Source organism: Corynebacterium ulceribovis DSM 45146, assembly GCF_000372445.1.
Lineage (GTDB): Bacteria > Actinomycetota > Actinomycetes > Mycobacteriales > Mycobacteriaceae > Corynebacterium > Corynebacterium ulceribovis.
In genome coordinates, this window is sequence record NZ_AQUY01000001.1 from 1,112,468 (window position 1) to 1,129,237 (window position 16,770).

The window sequence follows — 16,770 nt, forward strand, 5'->3', positions numbered from 1 at the left end:
TAGGCCTATCATGTCCCCGGTAACCATTTATTAAATTTTGATGGAGGACCCCATCCATGGCTGATAAGCCTTACCACCCAGAGAGCGGCCGAGCACACGTAGTGATCATCGGCTCCGGATTCGGTGGTCTTTTCGCAGCGAAGAAGCTGAAAGACGCAGACGTCGATGTCACGCTCATCGACCGCACTAACCACCACCTGTTCCAGCCATTGCTGTACCAGGTAGCAACCGGCATGCTCTCTTCCGGCGAAATCGCACCGTCGACCCGTCTGATCCTGGACAACCAGCCAAACACCACGGTCATCCAAGGTGACGTCACCAACATTGACGTGGACAACAAGATTGTCACCGCCAAGCTGGCCGATATCACCGGCGAGTTTGCCTACGACTACCTCATCGTCGCGGCGGGCGCTGGCCAGTCGTACTTCGGTAACGACCACTTCTCCGAGTTCGCCCCAGGCATGAAGACCATCGACGATGCCCTGGAGCTGCGTGCCCGCATCATCGCTGCCTTCGAGCAGGCTGAACTGACCACCGACCCAGTTGAGCGCGAACGTCTGCTGACCTTCACCATTGTCGGCGCCGGCCCAACTGGTGTGGAGCTGGCTGGTCAGGTCGCTGAGCTGGCGAACCGTACCCTGAAGTCTTCTTACTCCAACTACGACCCACACGCTGCGCGCGTCATCCTGCTGGACGGCGCGCCACAGGTCCTGCCACCATTCGGCAAGCGTCTGGGCCGAAACGCACAGCGCACCCTGGAAAAGCTCGGTGTCTCGGTCCGCCTGAACTGCCTGGTGACCAACGTCACCGAAGAAGGCGTGACCTACAAGAACGCCAAGGATGGCTCGGAAACCTTCATCCCATCCTTCTGCAAGATCTGGTCCGCGGGTGTCGCTGCATCCCCACTTGGCAAGATGATTGCTGAACAGACTGGCGCAGAGCTCGACCGCGCTGGTCGCGTCCAGGTCAACAAGGACCTGTCGGTTGCAGACCACCCAGAAATTTTCGTGATTGGCGACATGATGCACCTTGCTGGCGAGTCCGGTGCCCCACTGCCAGGCGTGGCTCAGGTCGCTATGCAGGGTGGCGAATACGCCGCTGACCAGATCGGTGCCGAGGTCTTTGGCCGCCTAGAAGGCCAGCGCGAAGACTTCACCTACTTCGACAAGGGTTCGATGGCCACTGTCTCCCGCTTCTCCGCTGTGGTGAAGATGGGCAAGGTCGAGGTCACCGGCTTCATCGGCTGGATGCTGTGGCTCGTTGTCCACCTGATGTTCTTGGTGGGCTTCCGTAACCGCTTCGTCTCCGCGTTCGCGTGGGGTCTGAACGTCCTGACCCGCGACCGCTACCAGATGGTGTCGACCCGTCAGCAGATGTACGCCCGTCGTGCGCTGGACCAACTCAAGGATCTGTCCGGTGACGAACTCCTTGAAGTTCGTGACACCGGCCGCCGCTAACCAAGCACTGCAAGCCGCAAGTTCGTCCGAGCCAATGGCTTGCCGGTGTCGGCATCGACGTGGTTAATCAACCACAAATGATGGGTACGACCTTTATGCACCAACGTCGCAGTTGAGTGAATGGTCGTACCCACTTTTGATGAGCGAATAAAGTCCGTGTTGTTGGCCGTACCAACAACCGGTGTGCTCAAGTCAGCCCCCGCAGCAATGAACGCGGCAATCGAGCCAGCGGTTTCACCCAACGCCGCGTATACCCCACCGTGGGTTATGCCCCATGGCTGGCAATGCTCCGGCCCGACGGTCAGCTCCACCGTGATGCCCTCTGGCCCCGCCGCCAGGTACCGGTCCCCGATGAGTTTGTCGAAATTTTCTGGGGCCCCAGGACCCGCCATTCCATTGTTGAGCTGCTCAATTTCAGCTGTCGTTAGTTCCCGCTGCGTCGCGGTGCGGATCAACTCGGTGAAAATTTCAGCGCTCAAGGCCGTACCCTTTCGTCAAAAAGCCCAATGGTGTGGATGCAGCTAACCGTAACGGAAATTACCAACCGAAACTGCTCTGTTTGCATAATTAGTGCGCGCGGCGTTCGAATCCGACGGGTGGACAGGTAGAGTGGTGCAGGTGACTAATGACAATGCCGTAGCAACCGCACAGTCCGCAGATTCGACCAAACTCGCACCCATCGGTGTCGTCGGTTTGGGCGTCATGGGTTCCAACATCGCCCGTAACTTCGCCTCCAAAGGCCACACCGTAGCCGTGTTCAACCGCACCTTCGCCCGCACCGAAGGTTTCATGGACAACTACGGTGCCGAAGGTGACTTCTTGGCTGCCGAAACCATGGATGAATTCGTCGCGTCCCTGGAAAAGCCACGTCGCGCCCTGATTATGGTGCAGGCTGGCGCTGCCACCGACGCCACCATTGCCGAATTGGCTCGCCGGATGGACGGAGGTGACATCATTATCGATGGCGGTAACTCCCTGTTCACCGACACCATCCGCCGCGAAAAGGAAATCCGCGCGCAAGGCCTACACTATGTCGGCGCTGGTATTTCCGGTGGTGAAGAAGGCGCACTGCTCGGCCCATCCATCATGCCTGGCGGCCCAGCCGAGTCCTACAAGTCGCTCGGTCCGCTGCTGGAATCGGTGTCCGCCCACGTCGACGGCGTGCCATGCTGCCGCCACATCGGTACCGATGGTGCCGGCCACTTCGTCAAAATGGTGCACAACGGCATCGAATACGCCGACATGCAGGTCATTGGCGAAGCCTACTACCTGCTGCGCCACGTCGCAGGCATGGAACCGGCAGAAATCGCTGACGTATTCGCCGAGTGGAACAAGGGCCCACTGGAAAGCTACCTCGTCGAAATCACCGCTGAGGTGCTGCGCCAGGTTGACGCGAAAACCGGAAAGCCACTAGTCGACGTCATTGTCGACGCCGCTGGCCAAAAAGGCACCGGCCGCTGGACCGTCAAGGCCGCCCTCGACCTTGGTATCCCAGTCACCGGCATCGGCGAAGCTGTCTTCGCCCGCGCCCTGTCGTCGGCGCTTGCGCAGCGTAAGGCCGCACACGGTCAGCTGCCTTCCGGACAGTTGCTTAATGACGAAGTGGAACGCGCTGAGTTCATTGAAGACGTGCGCCGCGCGCTATACGCCTCGAAGCTGGTGGCATACGCACAAGGCTTCGATGAGATTAAAGCCGGTGCCAAGGAATACGGCTGGTCCATCAAGCCTGGTGATTTGGCAACTATCTGGCGTGGCGGCTGCATCATCCGGGCGAAGTTCTTGAACCGCATCGCCGACGCCTACGCCAACGACCCAGACCTGCCATCGCTGCTGCTTGACCCATTCTTCAAGCTGGAGCTGAAGGACCTCGTTGACCCTTGGCGCCGCGTAGTGGTGGCCGCAACTCAGCGTGGCCTGCCGATTCCAGTGTTTGCCTCGTCCCTGTCCTACTACGACGGACTGCGTGCTAAGCGTCTGCCAGCTGACTTGATTCAGGGCCAGCGTGACTTCTTTGGTGCGCACACCTACCAGCGTGTGGATTTGCCTGGTGCTTTCCACACCCTGTGGTCTGGCGACCGCAGCGAAGTTGAAAGTTAACCCGAAGGAAAACCACCCAGAGTGATGGCTGAACCAGAAAGTCCGAGTCGAAGTTTTACCGACCTCGGCATCAATGTTGAGGTCGCTAAAGCCCTACGCAGCTGCGGCATTACCGAGCCGTTTCCGATCCAGGAAGCGGCAATCCCCGATGCCCTAGCCGGCCGAGATGTCCTAGGCCGCGGACCGACTGGCTCCGGCAAAACCCTCAGTTTCGGGCTGCCCATGGTGCAGCGGCTATCGGGCCGCTCCTCCAAAGCCGGTACCCCACGAGGTCTGGTGCTGGTGCCGACCCGAGAACTAGCCGAACAAGTCAGCGCAGACTTGGCGCTGCCGGCTGCGGCGCTTGGCCAACGCGTGGTCTCTGTCATTGGTGGAGTGTCCATCAATGTGCAGAAAAAGGCTTTGCTCACCCCCGTGGACATTGTGGTTGCTACACCTGGCCGAGCTAAAGACCTGATTGGCCAAGGTGCGCTGAACCTGTCGCAGGTGGAAATCACGGCGCTAGATGAAGCCGACCACATGGCAGATATGGGCTTTTTGCCGCAGGTCGTGGATTTGCTGGCTCGCACTCCTGCCAATGGTCAGAGGTTGCTGTTTTCCGCCACCTTGGATGGTGATGTGGCAAAACTCGTTGATCGGTTTATGAACGACCCAGTTGAACACGCCACCGCCCCATCCGAGGCTGCGGTAACCACCATGGAGCACTACGTGTTCCGCGTGGAATCGCGGGAAGAAAAGAACCTCATCGCGGCTGAAATCGCGCTGCGGCCTGGTAAAACCATTATGTTTGTCCGCACTCGATACGGCGTGGACAAGCAGGTGAAGAAGCTGACCCGCGCTGGGGTGCGCTGCGCTGGGCTGCACGGCGATAAAGGCCAAACCACGCGGGCAAAAGCACTGGCTGGTTTTGCTGATGGGTCGATTCCAGTGTTGGTGGCCACCGACCTTGTGGCCCGCGGAATCGATGTCGCTGCCGTTTCTTTGGTGGTGCATGTCGACCCGCCAGCGGAGCACAAAGCCTATGTGCACCGTGCTGGTCGTACCGCCCGTGCGGGTGAATCCGGCACTGTTGTGACGTTGGTGTTGCCGCCGCAGGTCGACGATGTCGAAAAGATGTTTGCTCGCGCTGGCGTATCGCCGACGGAGCTGCCGGTGACTCCGGGCTGCCCAGAGTTGGTGCAGATTACTGGGGCTCGGCCAGAACTGGTCAAGCAGGTCGCCGCGCCGCAGCAGGCTGCGACGAAGCCAGCGGGTAAGTCTGGGAAGAAGCCTGCCGGTAAGGCAGCGCAGAAATCTTCGGGTGGTTCTTCTGGCTCTCGGTCGGCGCGGGGCCGCGTGCAACCGTCTCGCCCGCACCGTAAGAAGCGTCCGCGGCCAAAGAAGAGCTGACAATAGCCATGGATGTTTTGTATAGCTTGCTGGCATTGCTGGGGTTTGTGGCTTTGACTGCCTCTACCGGCGTGTTCGTTGCCATTGAGTTTGCACTGACCGGCATGGAGCGCTCCACCATTGAAACCGCGGCTCGCACTCGCGGCGATACGCCAGCCCGCGCTGTGCTGAAGGCGCACAACACGCTGTCCTTTCAGCTGTCGGGCGCGCAGCTGGGCATCACGCTGACTACTCTGGCAACCGGTTTTCTGGCAGAGCCAGTGTTGGCCCGGTTCTTCACTCCCCTGCTCGAATTATTCGGCATGTCCGATACCAGCGCCACTGCGGTGGCGTTGGTGTTGGCGCTGATAATCGCCACCATCCTGTCGATGGTGTACGGCGAGTTGGTGCCGAAGAATATGGCCATTTCTAGGCCGATGGCGACCGCCCGATATGTGGTGTTGCCCGTCATGGCGTTCAACCGAGTCTTCGCATTGTTTATCCGCGGCATGAATAACTCCGCGAATTTCCTAGTCCGCAAACTGGGCATTGAACCCGCGGATGAATTGGCTTCCGCCCGGTCACCACAAGAATTGGCTGCGCTGGTACGCAACTCCGCTCAGCACGGCTCCCTCAAGTCCGCCGATGCGCTGCTACTCGACCGTTCGTTAAAGTTCGGCGAAACATCAGCCGAAGATTTAATGACCCCGCGGTCCACCGTGGAGTTCCTGCAGGCAACCGACACGGTCATCGACCTGCTGAAGGTGGCCTCTGAAACTGGGCACTCCCGATTCCCAGTCGCTGACGGAGACCTAGATGACACCATTGGTGTGGTGCACGTCAAGGACGCGTTTTCGGTTCCGGCGGCCCGCCGCTACACCACGACGGTGGGGTCACTGGCCAAGCCGGTGCCAGTACTGCCAACCAGTTTGGATGGCGATGCTGTGCTGAACCGAGTTCGCGCTGCCGGTTCACAGGTCGCGCTTATCGCTGATGAATACGGTGGCACCGCAGGCATTGTCACGATTGAAGATGTCGTGGAGGAAATCCTCGGTGAGGTCTATGACGAATATGACGATGCCGAGGCGGAACGGGAAATCCGCCGGACTGGTTCACATTCATGGAACTGCTCTGGTTTGGTGCGGGTCGACGAGCTTGCTCATCGGATCGGCTATTTCCCGCCGGAAGGGCCATATGAATCCTTGGGTGGGTTGCTTATGACGGTTTTGGGCCGGATCCCGCAGGAAGGTGACCGGGTGTTGCTGCCGGAAACTGAGCGGGATGCGCTCGATGAGTTTGAGTCCGGTATTCCAGGCCGGTGGTATGCCCGTGTTGCGCAGATGGATGGCCGCCGCATCGACCGTGCGGTATTAACGCCAATTACGGCAGAGCAGGCGAAGGAGATGTTCCATGAGTGATCTCGTTGGTGTCAGTCTGACGGTCCTGCTCCTAGCCATTAACGCATTTTTTGTGGGTGCGGAGTTTGCGTTGATTTCGGCGCGCCGCGACCGGTTGGAAACCTTGATTTCGCAGGGTAATCGCCGGGCGCGGGTGGTGTTGGATGCAACTGAGCATTTGTCGCTGATGTTGGCCGCCGCCCAGCTCGGCATCACAATTGCCTCTTTGCTGCTGGGTAAAGTCTCCGAACCAGCGATCGCGCATCTGTTGGACCGGCCATTTCAGGCCATTGGTGTGCCGGAGTCGCTGCAAAGCCCGCTGTCGTTTGCGATTGCTCTGCTGTTGGTGACCATTTTGCACATTATTTTGGGTGAGATGGTGCCGAAGAATATCGCGCTGGCCGGGCCGGAAACCATGGCAATGTGGCTGGTTCCAGCCCATATGGTGTTCTTCAAGCTGACCAAGCCATTCCTGTTGGCGTTGAACTGGGTGGCGCGCATGACGCTGCGCCTATTCGGAATTGAGCAGAAAGATGAGCTGGATTCTGCGGTGAATTCCGTGGAGTTGGCGTCGATGATTTCTGAGTCCCGCCAGGAAGGCTTGCTCGATGCGGAAGAACACGCCCGGTTGTCGAAAGCGCTGCGCACGTCTAAGCGCCGTCTCGATGAGGTGCTTATCCCTTACGACAAGGTTGTCACTTTGCCGTATCGGGATTCCGGCCCGACGGTCGGCGATTTGGAAGATGCCGTCGCCGAAACTGGTTTTTCCCGCTTCCCGGTGTGCACGAGTACGGGCACATATGTGGGTTATGTGCACGTCAAGGACATGTTGGATCAGATGCTGCAGCCTAATACGGGCCGCGACACGGTCATTGATGCGGAGGATATCCGGCCACTGCTCAATGTGAACCCCGATGGCGCGATGGATGAAACGTTGCGATTGTTGCGCCGTCAGCAGGCGCATATGGCGCAGGTGCACCGAGGCGTTAAGCTTTTGGGCATCATCACCCTCGAAGATCTGATTGAAGAGTATGTCGGACAAGTGCACGACTGGACCCATGACGACGCCTAACCGGCTTCCGTCGACGTGGACACCGCTGCCCCAAGCGGTGTGGCGCGCCCGTCAGCAGGCCCACCAAGATCGCGTCGATCGGCTCACCGCCGCACATTTGGCTCGCCGCACCCGCGGTGAACGCCACCCGGTCTGGGACTTCATGTTCAATTATTACCCGGTCAATCCGGGACAGTTACGGCGGTGGCACCCCGGCGTTGGATTTGAGCTTATTGACGGGTATGGCAGCGAAGCAGCCACTTTTCGCGACTACCGCTGCAACGAAGAGGGCCGCGTCGCCGCGGATCTTGCGGCACTGTGGGCGCGTCGCGGGAAGACCTACCGCTATATTCAGCAGCTGCTGCGCCGTACCGCGGCTAACGAGTCCAGTTTTTCCTGCTTCGGGTTGCACGAATGGGCAATGGTGTACCGCTCCCCTCGCCCGCGTCATCCGGAGCCACTGCGGCTGGGGCAACGTGGGACGGACGCTGTCGTCGAAAAGCACGATATTAAGTGTTCCCACTACGACGCCTACCGGTTCTTTACGGCCGCGGCACGGCCATTGAATGCGCTTGCACCAACGCGTGAGCAGCAGGAAGAATTTGAGCGTCCGAGCTGTTTGCACGCGAATATGGACTTGTACAAGTGGGCGACGAAGCTGGGGCCATTGGTGCCTGGCGAATTGTGGCTGGACTGTTTTGAGCATGCGTGCCGGGTGCGGCTGCTGGATATGGCATCGTCGCCGTATGACTTGCGGGAGTGGGATGTCCAGCCGGTGCGGATTGAGACTCCGGAGGGCAAAACTGAGTTTGTGGCGCGGCAGCGGCAGCTGGCTGCGGAAGCGGCGGCGCTCCGAGCAGAGCTTCTTACCGTGCTTGAACTGGCCGATTCGCTAAGCTGAGGGAAATCTTTATGCGGCGAAAGGGGCTAACGCGGCTATGGGCAGGCATTCGAACGGGAAGCAGAACTATCGGATTGCGCGCGGGCCGCTGTTAGTGCTGCTGGCGCTGATCATTGTGGTGGCGCTGGTGCTGGGTTGGTGGCAGCTACGTTCCGATACCGCTGCCAACCGCGCCGATGACACCGCTTGTGCCGCAGGCGATATGACGCTCCCGATTAGCGTTGACCCCGCGTTGGAACAGCAGGTGCGCGAGCTGGTAACCAAGTATAAAGAATCCAATCCGGTTGTGCAGGATCATTGCGTCAAGCCTCAGGTGACAACGCAAGCGTCAGCAACCACGTTGGAAACACTGACCGGTGATGACAGTGGCGCCACTAACTCCGCCGTGTGGGTGCCAGCGGGTGCTGCTTTCGCCGCCGATGCTCAGGCCGGTGGCGTTGCCATGGACACCAAGACCCCTAACGCTGGCGAGGTGCCGGTAGGTTTCGCGATCGCCCCGGACCGGGAAGCTGAGCTGAAGGACAAGTCGTGGTCAGACCTGGGCAAACTGAAAATCGCTGCCGCCGGCGGTGACCAAGCAGCAGTCAGTGCCACCGTGCTTGCCGCGGTGGGTCTGGATGACAAGGCAGCGGAGGCTGCCGCACGCCGCGCTGGCGGCAAGAGTCTGACCGACTTGTTGGCGGGAATCGGTGACCAATATGACGCCGTGCCTGCCACGCAAGAGCAGGCCTCCGCATCAGGACAGGCCTTCGTCTCCCCCGAGGATCTCACTGCACCAGGCCCGGTGGTGGCCATGACTCCAAGTGACAAGACCCCCGAACTTGCCGCACGCGCTGCGAAGGACTTCCAAGGTTTTGCGGAAAAGTCCGGGCTTGGTGACGTTGATTTAGCCAATCCACCACATAATGGCGGCCGAGTCGCGCAGCTGGCTGCTACCGTCACAAAGCACAATGCGGCCGGTACCTCAGACAAGCCGAAGGACGCAGACAACCGCAAGGTCGTGTCCACCCTATTTCTCATGGACACTTCTGGGTCGATGGGTTTGGTTGAGGGCGGAAAAACCCGCATGGACCGGGCACAAGAGTTGGCGGCAGCAGGTCTGACTGATGCCGGAGCCGATGGCGCGCGGGTCGGGTTGTGGAATTACTCGTCGCCGCAGTCGGCCGGTGTGACGAAGGGGTGGCGGGATAATGTGCCGCTCGGCCAGAACGATGATGGGCACCAGAGTGCGCAGGCAGTTCAGGCACTGGGATTCGGCGGCGCTACGTGGACGTACCAGGCGGTGCTCGCTGCCCTGGCACATGCGACGGAAGCTTATGACGACGGCGGTGTGAACCGGATTGTGTTGCTGACGGATGGGCCGGATGATTCTGGTGCGACTGCGGAGCAGTTCCTATCCGAGTTGCAGCAGGCGATGGATCCGAAGCGGCCGGTGCAGATTGATGTGGTGCTGCTGGGCGACAAGATTGACGCCGAGGTATACGAAAAGCTCACCGCGGAAACTGGCGGTGAGCTTTACAGCGCGCAAACTTCAGACTCGCCTGAGTTTGCAGAAGCTATGCAACAAGCGTTTGCGAAGTAACGAAAGTTAGGAAATCTTCCGGCGGCGACGGGCAGCAAGCTCGTCGACTGGTTCGGAGCTGAGGTCTACGCGCTCCGCTTCGAACTGGGCAATGGTGCCGGTCAGTTCCTTCATGATGCCTGGCACTGCGATACCGAAGACGCCCTGGCCGCCGGCCAGCAGGTCAATGACCTCTTCATTCGAGCGGCACTGGTAGACGGTGTGTCCGTCGGAGACCAAGGTGATGCCAGCGAGGTCGTCGACGCCCATGACTTCGAGCTGTTCGACAGCAAGGCGGATGTTCTGCAGCGAGATGCCGGTGTCCAGCAGGCCCTTCACAATCTTTAGGACGAGGATGTCCTTGAAGCTGTAGAGACGCTGGGAGCCGGAGCCCTGTGCAGTGCGGATGGATGGCTTGACTAGGTCGGTGCGCGCCCAGTAGTCGAGCTGCCGGTAGGTGATGCCAGCAACCTGGCATGCAATTGGGACACGGTAGCCGACTTCTTCGTCAGGCCCCATGTCGAAGAGAGATTCTTGGAAACCGTAGTTGTCTTCGCTCACTGGCATAACCCCTTTGGAACTTCACGCTTGTTGTTTATCTTTCGCCAAGCGTATGCCCATGTCAACACCAAAAGTGGATAACACGCCCTAAACCTTAACTTTAAGGTTAGATTGAGGGATATTGTTACCAGGCCGTGATCTAACTGTGCTGGTTTTCGCTGCGACTACGGGTTTTCCTTCGGAATATCGTCCCCACCGGAACCAGATTCGAAGTCTTCCGCATCGATGCTCTCCAAGAACTTTCGGAATTCATCGACACGTTCGTCTTCGCGAACCAAACCGGCATCTTCTTCTTCGCCTTCATCGACAAAGAAAGAGTCCGGCAGCACAATCGCCGCGGCATCCAGAACCGCTTCATCGACCAAAATCGGCACGTCAGCAATCTGCGCGACATTGAGCGCATCAGATGGCCGTGCATCGATGCTCAGCTGACTTTCGGTAACAATTGCCGCTACAAATACGCCCATGTGGTAGCTGACCAGTTCAATATGGTCAACGGGGTCGGACTTTTGCTCCAAGATATCGACCATCACGTCGTGCGCACTTGGCCGGTCCGGCACCAGACCGCGGTCACGCAGCACCAGTTCGGATGCTTCGCCAGCGCCGATCCACAACGCCAGGTACTTGTCCTTCTCCTGCCAGTGCAGCAAGATGACGGGATCACCTTCAGGACCGAAGAGCTGGACGCCCATATATTCGACTTCGATGAGGCTCATCTAGCCACCCAATTCGTCGTAGACCTGATCCTTAACCAGCAGCGCATGCAATGAAACAACCAGCGCAGTCAATTCGCGGGACCGCTCGCGGGCACGTTCACGAGCGGAATCGTCACCCTTCGAGGTTGGAACCACACCGGAAGCTTGCGTAATAATGTCCGCCTCGCGCATTGCGGCGGTCCGCAGCTGCCGCAGCAACCGCTCATCAATACCAGCAGCCACCAATTGCGCACAGGTTTGCACAATCGCGACATCTTCATTGGTGAAGAAACCGGATGCGTCCGCGGACACAAGCTTGGCTTTCTTCAATGTCGTGACAAAGCTTGTCTCAACATCTGCCTGCTCTGCCAGCTCCTCCGGGGTAATCCGAGTAGCTGGTGGGCGACGGAACTGTTCTGGCGTCACCACTGGCGCCAGCCCAGATGTGCCGTTTGCCGGCACGACACCAACGGTCATGGCTGCAGTGACGGCAGCGTCATCAAGCTCATCTAACTGCTCTTTGATGACCTTCAGCGGCAGGTAGTTATCCCGCTGGGTCGTCAGCACATAGCGTAACCGGTCAACGTCGGCGCTAGAAAAGCGCCGGTAGCCGGAGGAGGTACGCGCTGGCGAAACGAGTCCTTCAGACTCCAGGAAGCGAATCTTGGAAACGGTGACTTCAGGGAACTCCTTATGGAGTTCATCCAAGACCGCACCAATAGACATTTTTGCCTTGGTGCTTGCCCGCTGGGCTGAGGCGGTGGAAATTCGACGGACTGCAGCCACGAATACTGACTAGGCGTTCTTCATGCCGGTCAGGAACACGAGGCGGAACTTACCGATCTGGACTTCGTCACCGTTCGACAGCACAGCGGAGTTCTTAGGCTCGCGATTAACGTAGGTGCCGTTCAGAGATCCGACATCCACAACCTCGAATTCATTCGCGTTAAGGCGGAATTCTGCGTGACGACGGGACACAGTCACGTCATCCAGGAAAATGTCGGAATCTGGGTGGCGGCCAGCGGAAGTCACTGGCTGGTCCAGCAAGAAGCGGGAGCCTGCGTTAGGGCCGCGCTTGACGACCAGCAATGCGGAGCCTTCCGGAAGGCCTTCAACTCCCGAGACCGTCGGAGCGGTGCTTTCCGCTTCCATCTCCTTGAGCAGATCCGCACGGAAAACAGAAGTCGTTTCCACGGAAACCTCAGGGATCCCGGTGTTTTCACTCATGGTCCATTCCTCCGGTTCTGAACTAACAGGTATTTGACTGTCATCATAGCCGGTTACTTCTGCCCGCGGATCAAGTAATCGATTGTGATTTCGGAGATTTTGAAGTTTATGCCGGTCAGAGCCGTCGCAGACCTATCGAAACCGTCGAAACAGAACGGGGGTAATTACGCCGCTGGGATTCGCCGCTGCACCAGCAGGGCTTTCCAGATGTACAGCACACCCGTCCATAGATATAGCGCAATTCCCCACCACATCAGTGCCTGCGCCCATGGTTCGAACCAGCCACTAAATGACCAGCCAGCCCGCGCTGCAAGATACAGCGGGAAGGCCCACAGCAGCGCGAACGTCGCGGCTTTACCGAGGTACATGACGTGACTGTCGAGGTTCCGACGGCGATAGATAAGCAATGTCGGCGCCAGCAGCACATCTCGCAGTACCAGCGCTACGGCTGCCCACAGTGGCAGAATGCCCACAACAACGAACACAATTGGCGTGACCAGCACCAGCAGGCGGTCCGCCGCTGGGTCTAGATACTGCCCCAGTTTGGTCTGCAGATTGAACATCCGCGCGATTTTTCCGTCCACCCAGTCCGTGACGGAGGAAAACGCGAGCAGCGCCAGTGCCCACCCATATTCGCCAGGGCCAACAAGCAGCCATGCAAAGACTGGCACAAGCAAAATCCGCAGGAAGGACAACATATTCGGCACGGTCCACACGCGGTTAAAGCGTGCTGCCGAAATGTCAGCTTCCGGCAATCCGGGTGGGATTGCGCGGGCGCTGTGCCCCGACCGAGGGTTTTTGATTGTGCGACGTTCCATTAACGGAAGAGCCCTTCCACTGCCCCAATGACGCTGCCCGAACCAGACAACGGATTGTCGTTGACCATATACGTCCAGGTCGAACTTGGCCGGGCAAGGTCTTCCGCAGCTAGGTCCACACCCGAATCCGTAATCTCGGCGTTCTTAAACGTCGTGACTGCCTCTGCAACTGCATCCGTGGCAATGGTCTTAAACGCTGCGATGGACTGTCGGTGGTATTCATCGATCGGGCTTTCCTTGGCGATGGCCCGCAAGTGAATGGATTCGCGCAGGTCATCAAGCATGGCCAAGTGATCCGACCACGCATTGTCCAGGTGCGCCAGCATAATCTCCCGCGCTGCCTGTTCCCGTGTCTGCTTATTGACGGTTTCCGCCACACTCTTAGCCTTTTCCGGTGCGGCTTCAGCTAGTTCTTTCCAAGCAATATCAGTATCCAGGAGCTGGTCCCGACGCTTGGCAATAATGCGGTGCTGGTCCACAATCAGCTGGTTGTATTTCCAGGTCGTGCCGTGGATCTGCAACATCGTCGCTTCTGTGACGCGCTGCGCACGGTCAATGAATTCAGCAACCTTCGGCTCAACCAGTCGCCCATCTTCTTCTGGAATAGCCGTGAGCTCTTCCCCGGCGCCACCTTCAGTGACCATTGGGTCATCCAAGCTGACAAAGAACACGGAGCTGCCTGGGTCACCTTGGCGACCGGCACGGCCACGCAACTGATTGTCCAGCCGTCGAGTGCGGTGTCGGCCAGTGCCGACCACGCACAAGCCGCCTAAGTCGACGACCTCTTTGTGGGCACTTTCATCTTTGCCGCCTAGGCGAATGTCGGTACCACGGCCCGCCATCTGAGTGGAGACGGTGACTCGGCCCGGAGCGCCGGCTTCCGCCACAATGGCTGCTTCCAGTTCATCATTCTTCGCATTAAGTACAGCTACGTCGATACCGTCTTGCTTCAGAGCTTCGGCAATGCGTTCAGACTCCGCGATGTCTTGGGTACCAACCAAAATTGGCCGGTTCGTACGGTGCACTTCTTCGATGTAGTCCAGCACCGCATTGAACTTTTCGTTTTCGGTCGCGTAAATCCGGTCACCATAGTCGTCACGGATACACGTCTCATTCGGTTCAATCACCGACACCATGAGCCCATAGAACTGTCGGAACTGGTCGCCAGCAGCTACTGCGGTACCAGTCATGCCGCATACCCGCGGGTAGGAGCCGATGAGCTCTTGCACTGTCATGGTGTCCAAGATGCGGCCGCCATCAGATACCTCAAGGCCTTCTTTTGCCTCCACCGCAGCCTGCAGCCCATCCGGCCAGCGCTGCAGGTCCGCCACTCGGCCACGGGAAGCGTTGACCAAGGCAACCGATCCGTCGCGGACAATATAATCCACATCGCGCTTAAGCAGCTCTTGGGCATGCAAAGCCAAGTTCACTTGAACCAGGGTTGTGCCCACATGCTCGTCATCGTAGAGGTTGTTGATCCGAAGTTTGCGCTCTACTCGACGGGCACCTTTGTCCGTCAAGAAGACATTACGACGGCCTGGGTCAATCTCGAAGTCAATATCTGATGCCAATTCCCGAACTACTTCAGTAATAGCGGCAGCTGGGGGCACTCCTTCTGCGCTACCGGCCAAGACCAACGGCACCAAAGCTTCGTCAACAAGCGCGGAGTCGGCCTCGTCCACAATCGCAACGTCGGCGCCGTGCTGTACCGCCTGGTCGCGGTGCAAAATCAGGTTATCGCGCAGGACATCAAAGCCCAGCTCGTTGACTGGGGCGAATAGGACATCTGCCTTGTACGCTTCGCGTCGGGCTGCTGCGTCCATCGATTCAGTAATAGCTGCGGTGCGCAAGCCGAAGAACTCAACAAACGGACCCATCCAGTCGCGGTCGCGGCCCGCCAAATAGGAGTTCACCGTGATGACATGCACAGACTTTCCGGCCAGTGCATAGCCGACAGCGGCCATCGCACCGGAGAGCGTTTTACCTTCACCGGTAGCCATCTCCACGACATCGCCTTCGAGCAGGCGCAAACAGCCCTGTACCTGAACATCGAATGGGCGCATGCCCAGTGTCTTCTCCGCGGCAATGCGCAGCACCGCAAGGAACTCGGCGCGGCGGGCGTCATCGGTGGCGGTCTCTTTCGCCAGTGTCACCAGCTCAGCGTCGCTGAGTGTGGCCAGTTGTGCTTCCACATCGTTGGCTTCGGATACCAACGCTCGGCTCTTCTTTTGGTTGGTGCTTTGTTCGGCACCAAGCATTTTCCAGAACCAGCCGAATCGGGCCATGACGTGCCTCCTACTCAGGACAATCGTTCACCCCACAATAACGGAATTACTACCCCACCCCGCTCGCGGGTCCGGTTGCGTGGCACAATCTGACCTGTATTGACCTGTAACCCATATTTCATAAAGGAGCCCACCGTGACCCAGTTCATTAATACCGCGGATCTTGTAGACGAAATTGGCCCAGATGTCCGCAGCTGCGACCTGCAACTGCGCAATATTGGGGGCAAGAAAGAGTTCTATGGCCGCATCACCACGGTTCGCTGCTTCCAGGACAATGCGCTGCTGAAGTCGGTACTTCAGGAAGAATCCGACGGCGGTGTCCTCGTTATTGATGGCGCGGGCTCCGTCCACACGGCACTAGTCGGCGACATTATCGCCGGTTTGGGCAAGGATCACGGCTGGGCCGGCGTGGTCGTCAATGGCGCTGTTCGCGACTCCCACATCATTGGGGATATGGATTTTGGCTGTAAAGCGCTGGGCACCAACCCACGCAAGTCCACCAAAACAGGTGCCGGAGAGCGGGACGTGACGGTGGCTTTCGGCGGCATCGAATTTAAGCCAGGCGAAATGCTTTACTCTGATGCCGACGGCATCGTGGTGCGCGCTGAAGACTAATCTTCCGCGTTAGTTGCGCTGCACGTGCGCCGCGGAGAGTAGCTCTTCTAGGGCATCAGTGTTGAAAATCCCCGAATACACATGGGTTTCAATGCTGGTGCCCACAATCATTTGGTCGACGATGCCCTCAAAAAGATGCAGGTTCGACGCGGATAGACCGGAAGCCACAGCTAGGGGCTTGGAAATGACCGACTTCATCGCGTGAATCTTTTCGGCATCTGGTGCAGTGCCCGTGCCACGCCCAGAGGTGGTCACAACATCAACGTAGGGTTCCAGTTCCTTCGCTTCGGCAGCGGCGCGGTCTGGGTCCGAGGTGTAGTTCGGCGTGTATTTGAAGGCAATGCCGCCCATCAGCGTGATATTCGCCAGTTCTGGTTCGCTGCGACGGAACTCATCGAGTTCAGCTAGGTCCGCAGTGCCACTATCGCGGATATCGTCACACCACAGCGCATTGGGCATCCGCGGAATCAGCCCGTTGTTGAGCGATTCGAGCAAAATGTCATATGCCTGCTTGACAGTGCTGCCCAAGAGATTGACTCCGACGAATACGTCTGGGGTATTCGTCAATAAGCCCCCATACGCCCGCAAGACCGTGTCGCGCGGATCACGGTCTTGGTGATCAATGAAGTAAACACCATCGGAACCCATATCCAAGGCGAGTTGAGCCTGGGAGATGGCGGTTTCTACCTCATTGATATGCACTACGGGGAAAGCTTTCATGGCCGCTAGTTTGCCAT

At 58.5% G+C, this 16,770-nt stretch carries 16 protein-coding genes; 8 read left to right on the forward strand and 8 right to left on the reverse strand.

Annotation, left to right across the window (positions count from 1 at the left end; translation table 11 throughout):
• Positions 1–56: 56 nt before the first annotated feature.
• Positions 57–1,457: an NAD(P)/FAD-dependent oxidoreductase gene (locus tag A3EC_RS0105285; protein WP_018024136.1), complete on the forward strand. Its 1,401-nt coding sequence runs from the start codon at positions 57–59 to the stop codon at positions 1,455–1,457.
• On the opposite strand, the gene A3EC_RS0105290 is transcribed toward A3EC_RS0105285, so the two are convergent.
• A complete protein-coding gene (locus tag A3EC_RS0105290) occupies positions 1,454–1,936 on the reverse strand; it encodes a PaaI family thioesterase (protein WP_018024137.1) in 483 nt (160 codons plus the stop codon). The genes A3EC_RS0105285 and A3EC_RS0105290 overlap by 4 nt on opposite strands.
• A gap of 223 nt (positions 1,937–2,159) precedes the next feature.
• Between A3EC_RS0105290 and gndA the strand changes: the two genes are divergently transcribed.
• Genes gndA through A3EC_RS0105320 form a run of 6 tightly spaced genes read left to right on the forward strand, consistent with a single transcriptional unit; the run spans position 2,160 to position 9,853 of the window.
• Positions 2,160–3,554 carry an NADP-dependent phosphogluconate dehydrogenase gene (gndA, locus tag A3EC_RS0105295; protein WP_051061018.1) on the forward strand — a complete coding sequence of 465 codons (1,395 nt, stop codon included), beginning with the start codon at positions 2,160–2,162 and terminating at the stop codon, positions 3,552–3,554.
• A 24-nt stretch (positions 3,555–3,578) separates the two neighbouring features.
• Positions 3,579–4,943, forward strand: a complete 1,365-nt coding sequence (locus A3EC_RS0105300; protein ID WP_018024139.1) for a DEAD/DEAH box helicase — start codon at positions 3,579–3,581, stop codon at positions 4,941–4,943.
• 8 nt (positions 4,944–4,951) lie between these two features.
• Complete coding sequence (locus tag A3EC_RS0105305) at positions 4,952–6,340, forward strand: hemolysin family protein (RefSeq protein ID WP_018024140.1); 1,389 nt, start codon at positions 4,952–4,954, stop codon at positions 6,338–6,340.
• Positions 6,333–7,391 (forward strand): hemolysin family protein, encoded by a 1,059-nt coding sequence (locus A3EC_RS0105310; RefSeq protein WP_018024141.1) that lies wholly within the window; start codon positions 6,333–6,335, stop codon positions 7,389–7,391. Before A3EC_RS0105305 ends, A3EC_RS0105310 begins: the two co-directional genes overlap by 8 nt.
• Positions 7,378–8,271 (forward strand): hypothetical protein, encoded by an 894-nt coding sequence (locus A3EC_RS0105315; RefSeq protein WP_018024142.1) that lies wholly within the window; start codon positions 7,378–7,380, stop codon positions 8,269–8,271. Before A3EC_RS0105310 ends, A3EC_RS0105315 begins: the two co-directional genes overlap by 14 nt.
• Positions 8,272–8,308: 37 nt before the next feature.
• Positions 8,309–9,853, forward strand: a complete 1,545-nt coding sequence (locus A3EC_RS0105320) for a VWA domain-containing protein (RefSeq protein ID WP_018024143.1) — start codon at positions 8,309–8,311, stop codon at positions 9,851–9,853.
• 6 nt (positions 9,854–9,859) lie between these two features.
• On the opposite strand, the gene A3EC_RS0105325 is transcribed toward A3EC_RS0105320, so the two are convergent.
• The 6 genes from A3EC_RS0105325 to secA2 form a co-directional block, all read right to left on the reverse strand.
• Entirely contained in the window at positions 9,860–10,399 is a 540-nt protein-coding gene (locus A3EC_RS0105325) for a MerR family transcriptional regulator (protein ID WP_018024144.1), read from the reverse strand.
• A gap of 158 nt (positions 10,400–10,557) precedes the next feature.
• Positions 10,558–11,109 carry a bifunctional nuclease family protein gene (locus A3EC_RS0105330; protein ID WP_018024145.1) on the reverse strand — a complete coding sequence of 184 codons (552 nt, stop codon included), beginning with the start codon at positions 11,107–11,109 and terminating at the stop codon, positions 10,558–10,560.
• Complete coding sequence (ftsR, locus tag A3EC_RS0105335) at positions 11,110–11,874, reverse strand: transcriptional regulator FtsR (RefSeq protein ID WP_018024146.1); 765 nt, start codon at positions 11,872–11,874, stop codon at positions 11,110–11,112.
• Positions 11,875–11,883: 9 nt separating this feature from the next.
• Positions 11,884–12,315 (reverse strand): oxoglutarate dehydrogenase inhibitor Odhl, encoded by a 432-nt coding sequence (gene odhI, locus A3EC_RS0105340; RefSeq protein ID WP_018024147.1) that lies wholly within the window; start codon positions 12,313–12,315, stop codon positions 11,884–11,886.
• Positions 12,316–12,479: 164 nt separating this feature from the next.
• The gene (locus A3EC_RS0105345; RefSeq protein WP_018024148.1) at positions 12,480–13,133 is read right to left on the reverse strand and encodes a CDP-alcohol phosphatidyltransferase family protein; all 654 of its coding nucleotides are present in this window, start codon (positions 13,131–13,133) and stop codon (positions 12,480–12,482) included.
• On the reverse strand, positions 13,133–15,418 hold the full coding sequence (gene secA2 / locus A3EC_RS0105350; RefSeq protein ID WP_018024149.1) for an accessory Sec system translocase SecA2: 2,286 nt from the start codon (positions 15,416–15,418) through the stop codon (positions 13,133–13,135). The genes A3EC_RS0105345 and secA2 overlap by 1 nt, the downstream gene beginning before the upstream one ends.
• Before the next feature lie 135 nt (positions 15,419–15,553).
• On the opposite strand from secA2, the gene rraA reads away from it, so the two are divergent.
• Positions 15,554–16,033, forward strand: a complete 480-nt coding sequence (gene rraA, locus A3EC_RS0105355; RefSeq protein ID WP_018024150.1) for a ribonuclease E activity regulator RraA — start codon at positions 15,554–15,556, stop codon at positions 16,031–16,033.
• A gap of 9 nt (positions 16,034–16,042) precedes the next feature.
• On the opposite strand, the gene A3EC_RS0105360 is transcribed toward rraA, so the two are convergent.
• Positions 16,043–16,753: a BtpA/SgcQ family protein gene (locus A3EC_RS0105360; RefSeq protein WP_018024151.1), complete on the reverse strand. Its 711-nt coding sequence runs from the start codon at positions 16,751–16,753 to the stop codon at positions 16,043–16,045.
• Positions 16,754–16,770: the final 17 nt, after the last annotated feature.

Bases quoted from the DNA above. Each gene is read 5' to 3' on its own strand.
- A3EC_RS0105285 (WP_018024136.1), top strand. From the start codon at position 57: ATGGCTGATAAGCCTTACCACCCAGAGAGCGGCCGAGCACACGTAGTG.
- gndA (WP_051061018.1), top strand. From the start codon at position 2,160: ATGGGTTCCAACATCGCCCGTAACTTCGCCTCCAAAGGCCACACCGTA.
- A3EC_RS0105300 (WP_018024139.1), top strand. From the start codon at position 3,579: ATGGCTGAACCAGAAAGTCCGAGTCGAAGTTTTACCGACCTCGGCATC.
- A3EC_RS0105305 (WP_018024140.1), top strand. From the start codon at position 4,952: ATGGATGTTTTGTATAGCTTGCTGGCATTGCTGGGGTTTGTGGCTTTG.
- A3EC_RS0105310 (WP_018024141.1), top strand. From the start codon at position 6,333: ATGAGTGATCTCGTTGGTGTCAGTCTGACGGTCCTGCTCCTAGCCATT.
- A3EC_RS0105315 (WP_018024142.1), top strand. From the start codon at position 7,378: ATGACGACGCCTAACCGGCTTCCGTCGACGTGGACACCGCTGCCCCAA.
- A3EC_RS0105320 (WP_018024143.1), top strand. From the start codon at position 8,309: ATGGGCAGGCATTCGAACGGGAAGCAGAACTATCGGATTGCGCGCGGG.
- A3EC_RS0105325 (WP_018024144.1), bottom strand. From the start codon at position 10,399: ATGCCAGTGAGCGAAGACAACTACGGTTTCCAAGAATCTCTCTTCGAC.
- A3EC_RS0105330 (WP_018024145.1), bottom strand. From the start codon at position 11,109: ATGAGCCTCATCGAAGTCGAATATATGGGCGTCCAGCTCTTCGGTCCT.
- odhI (WP_018024147.1), bottom strand. From the start codon at position 12,315: ATGAGTGAAAACACCGGGATCCCTGAGGTTTCCGTGGAAACGACTTCT.
- A3EC_RS0105345 (WP_018024148.1), bottom strand. From the start codon at position 13,133: ATGGAACGTCGCACAATCAAAAACCCTCGGTCGGGGCACAGCGCCCGC.
- secA2 (WP_018024149.1), bottom strand. From the start codon at position 15,418: ATGGCCCGATTCGGCTGGTTCTGGAAAATGCTTGGTGCCGAACAAAGC.
- A3EC_RS0105360 (WP_018024151.1), bottom strand. From the start codon at position 16,753: ATGAAAGCTTTCCCCGTAGTGCATATCAATGAGGTAGAAACCGCCATC.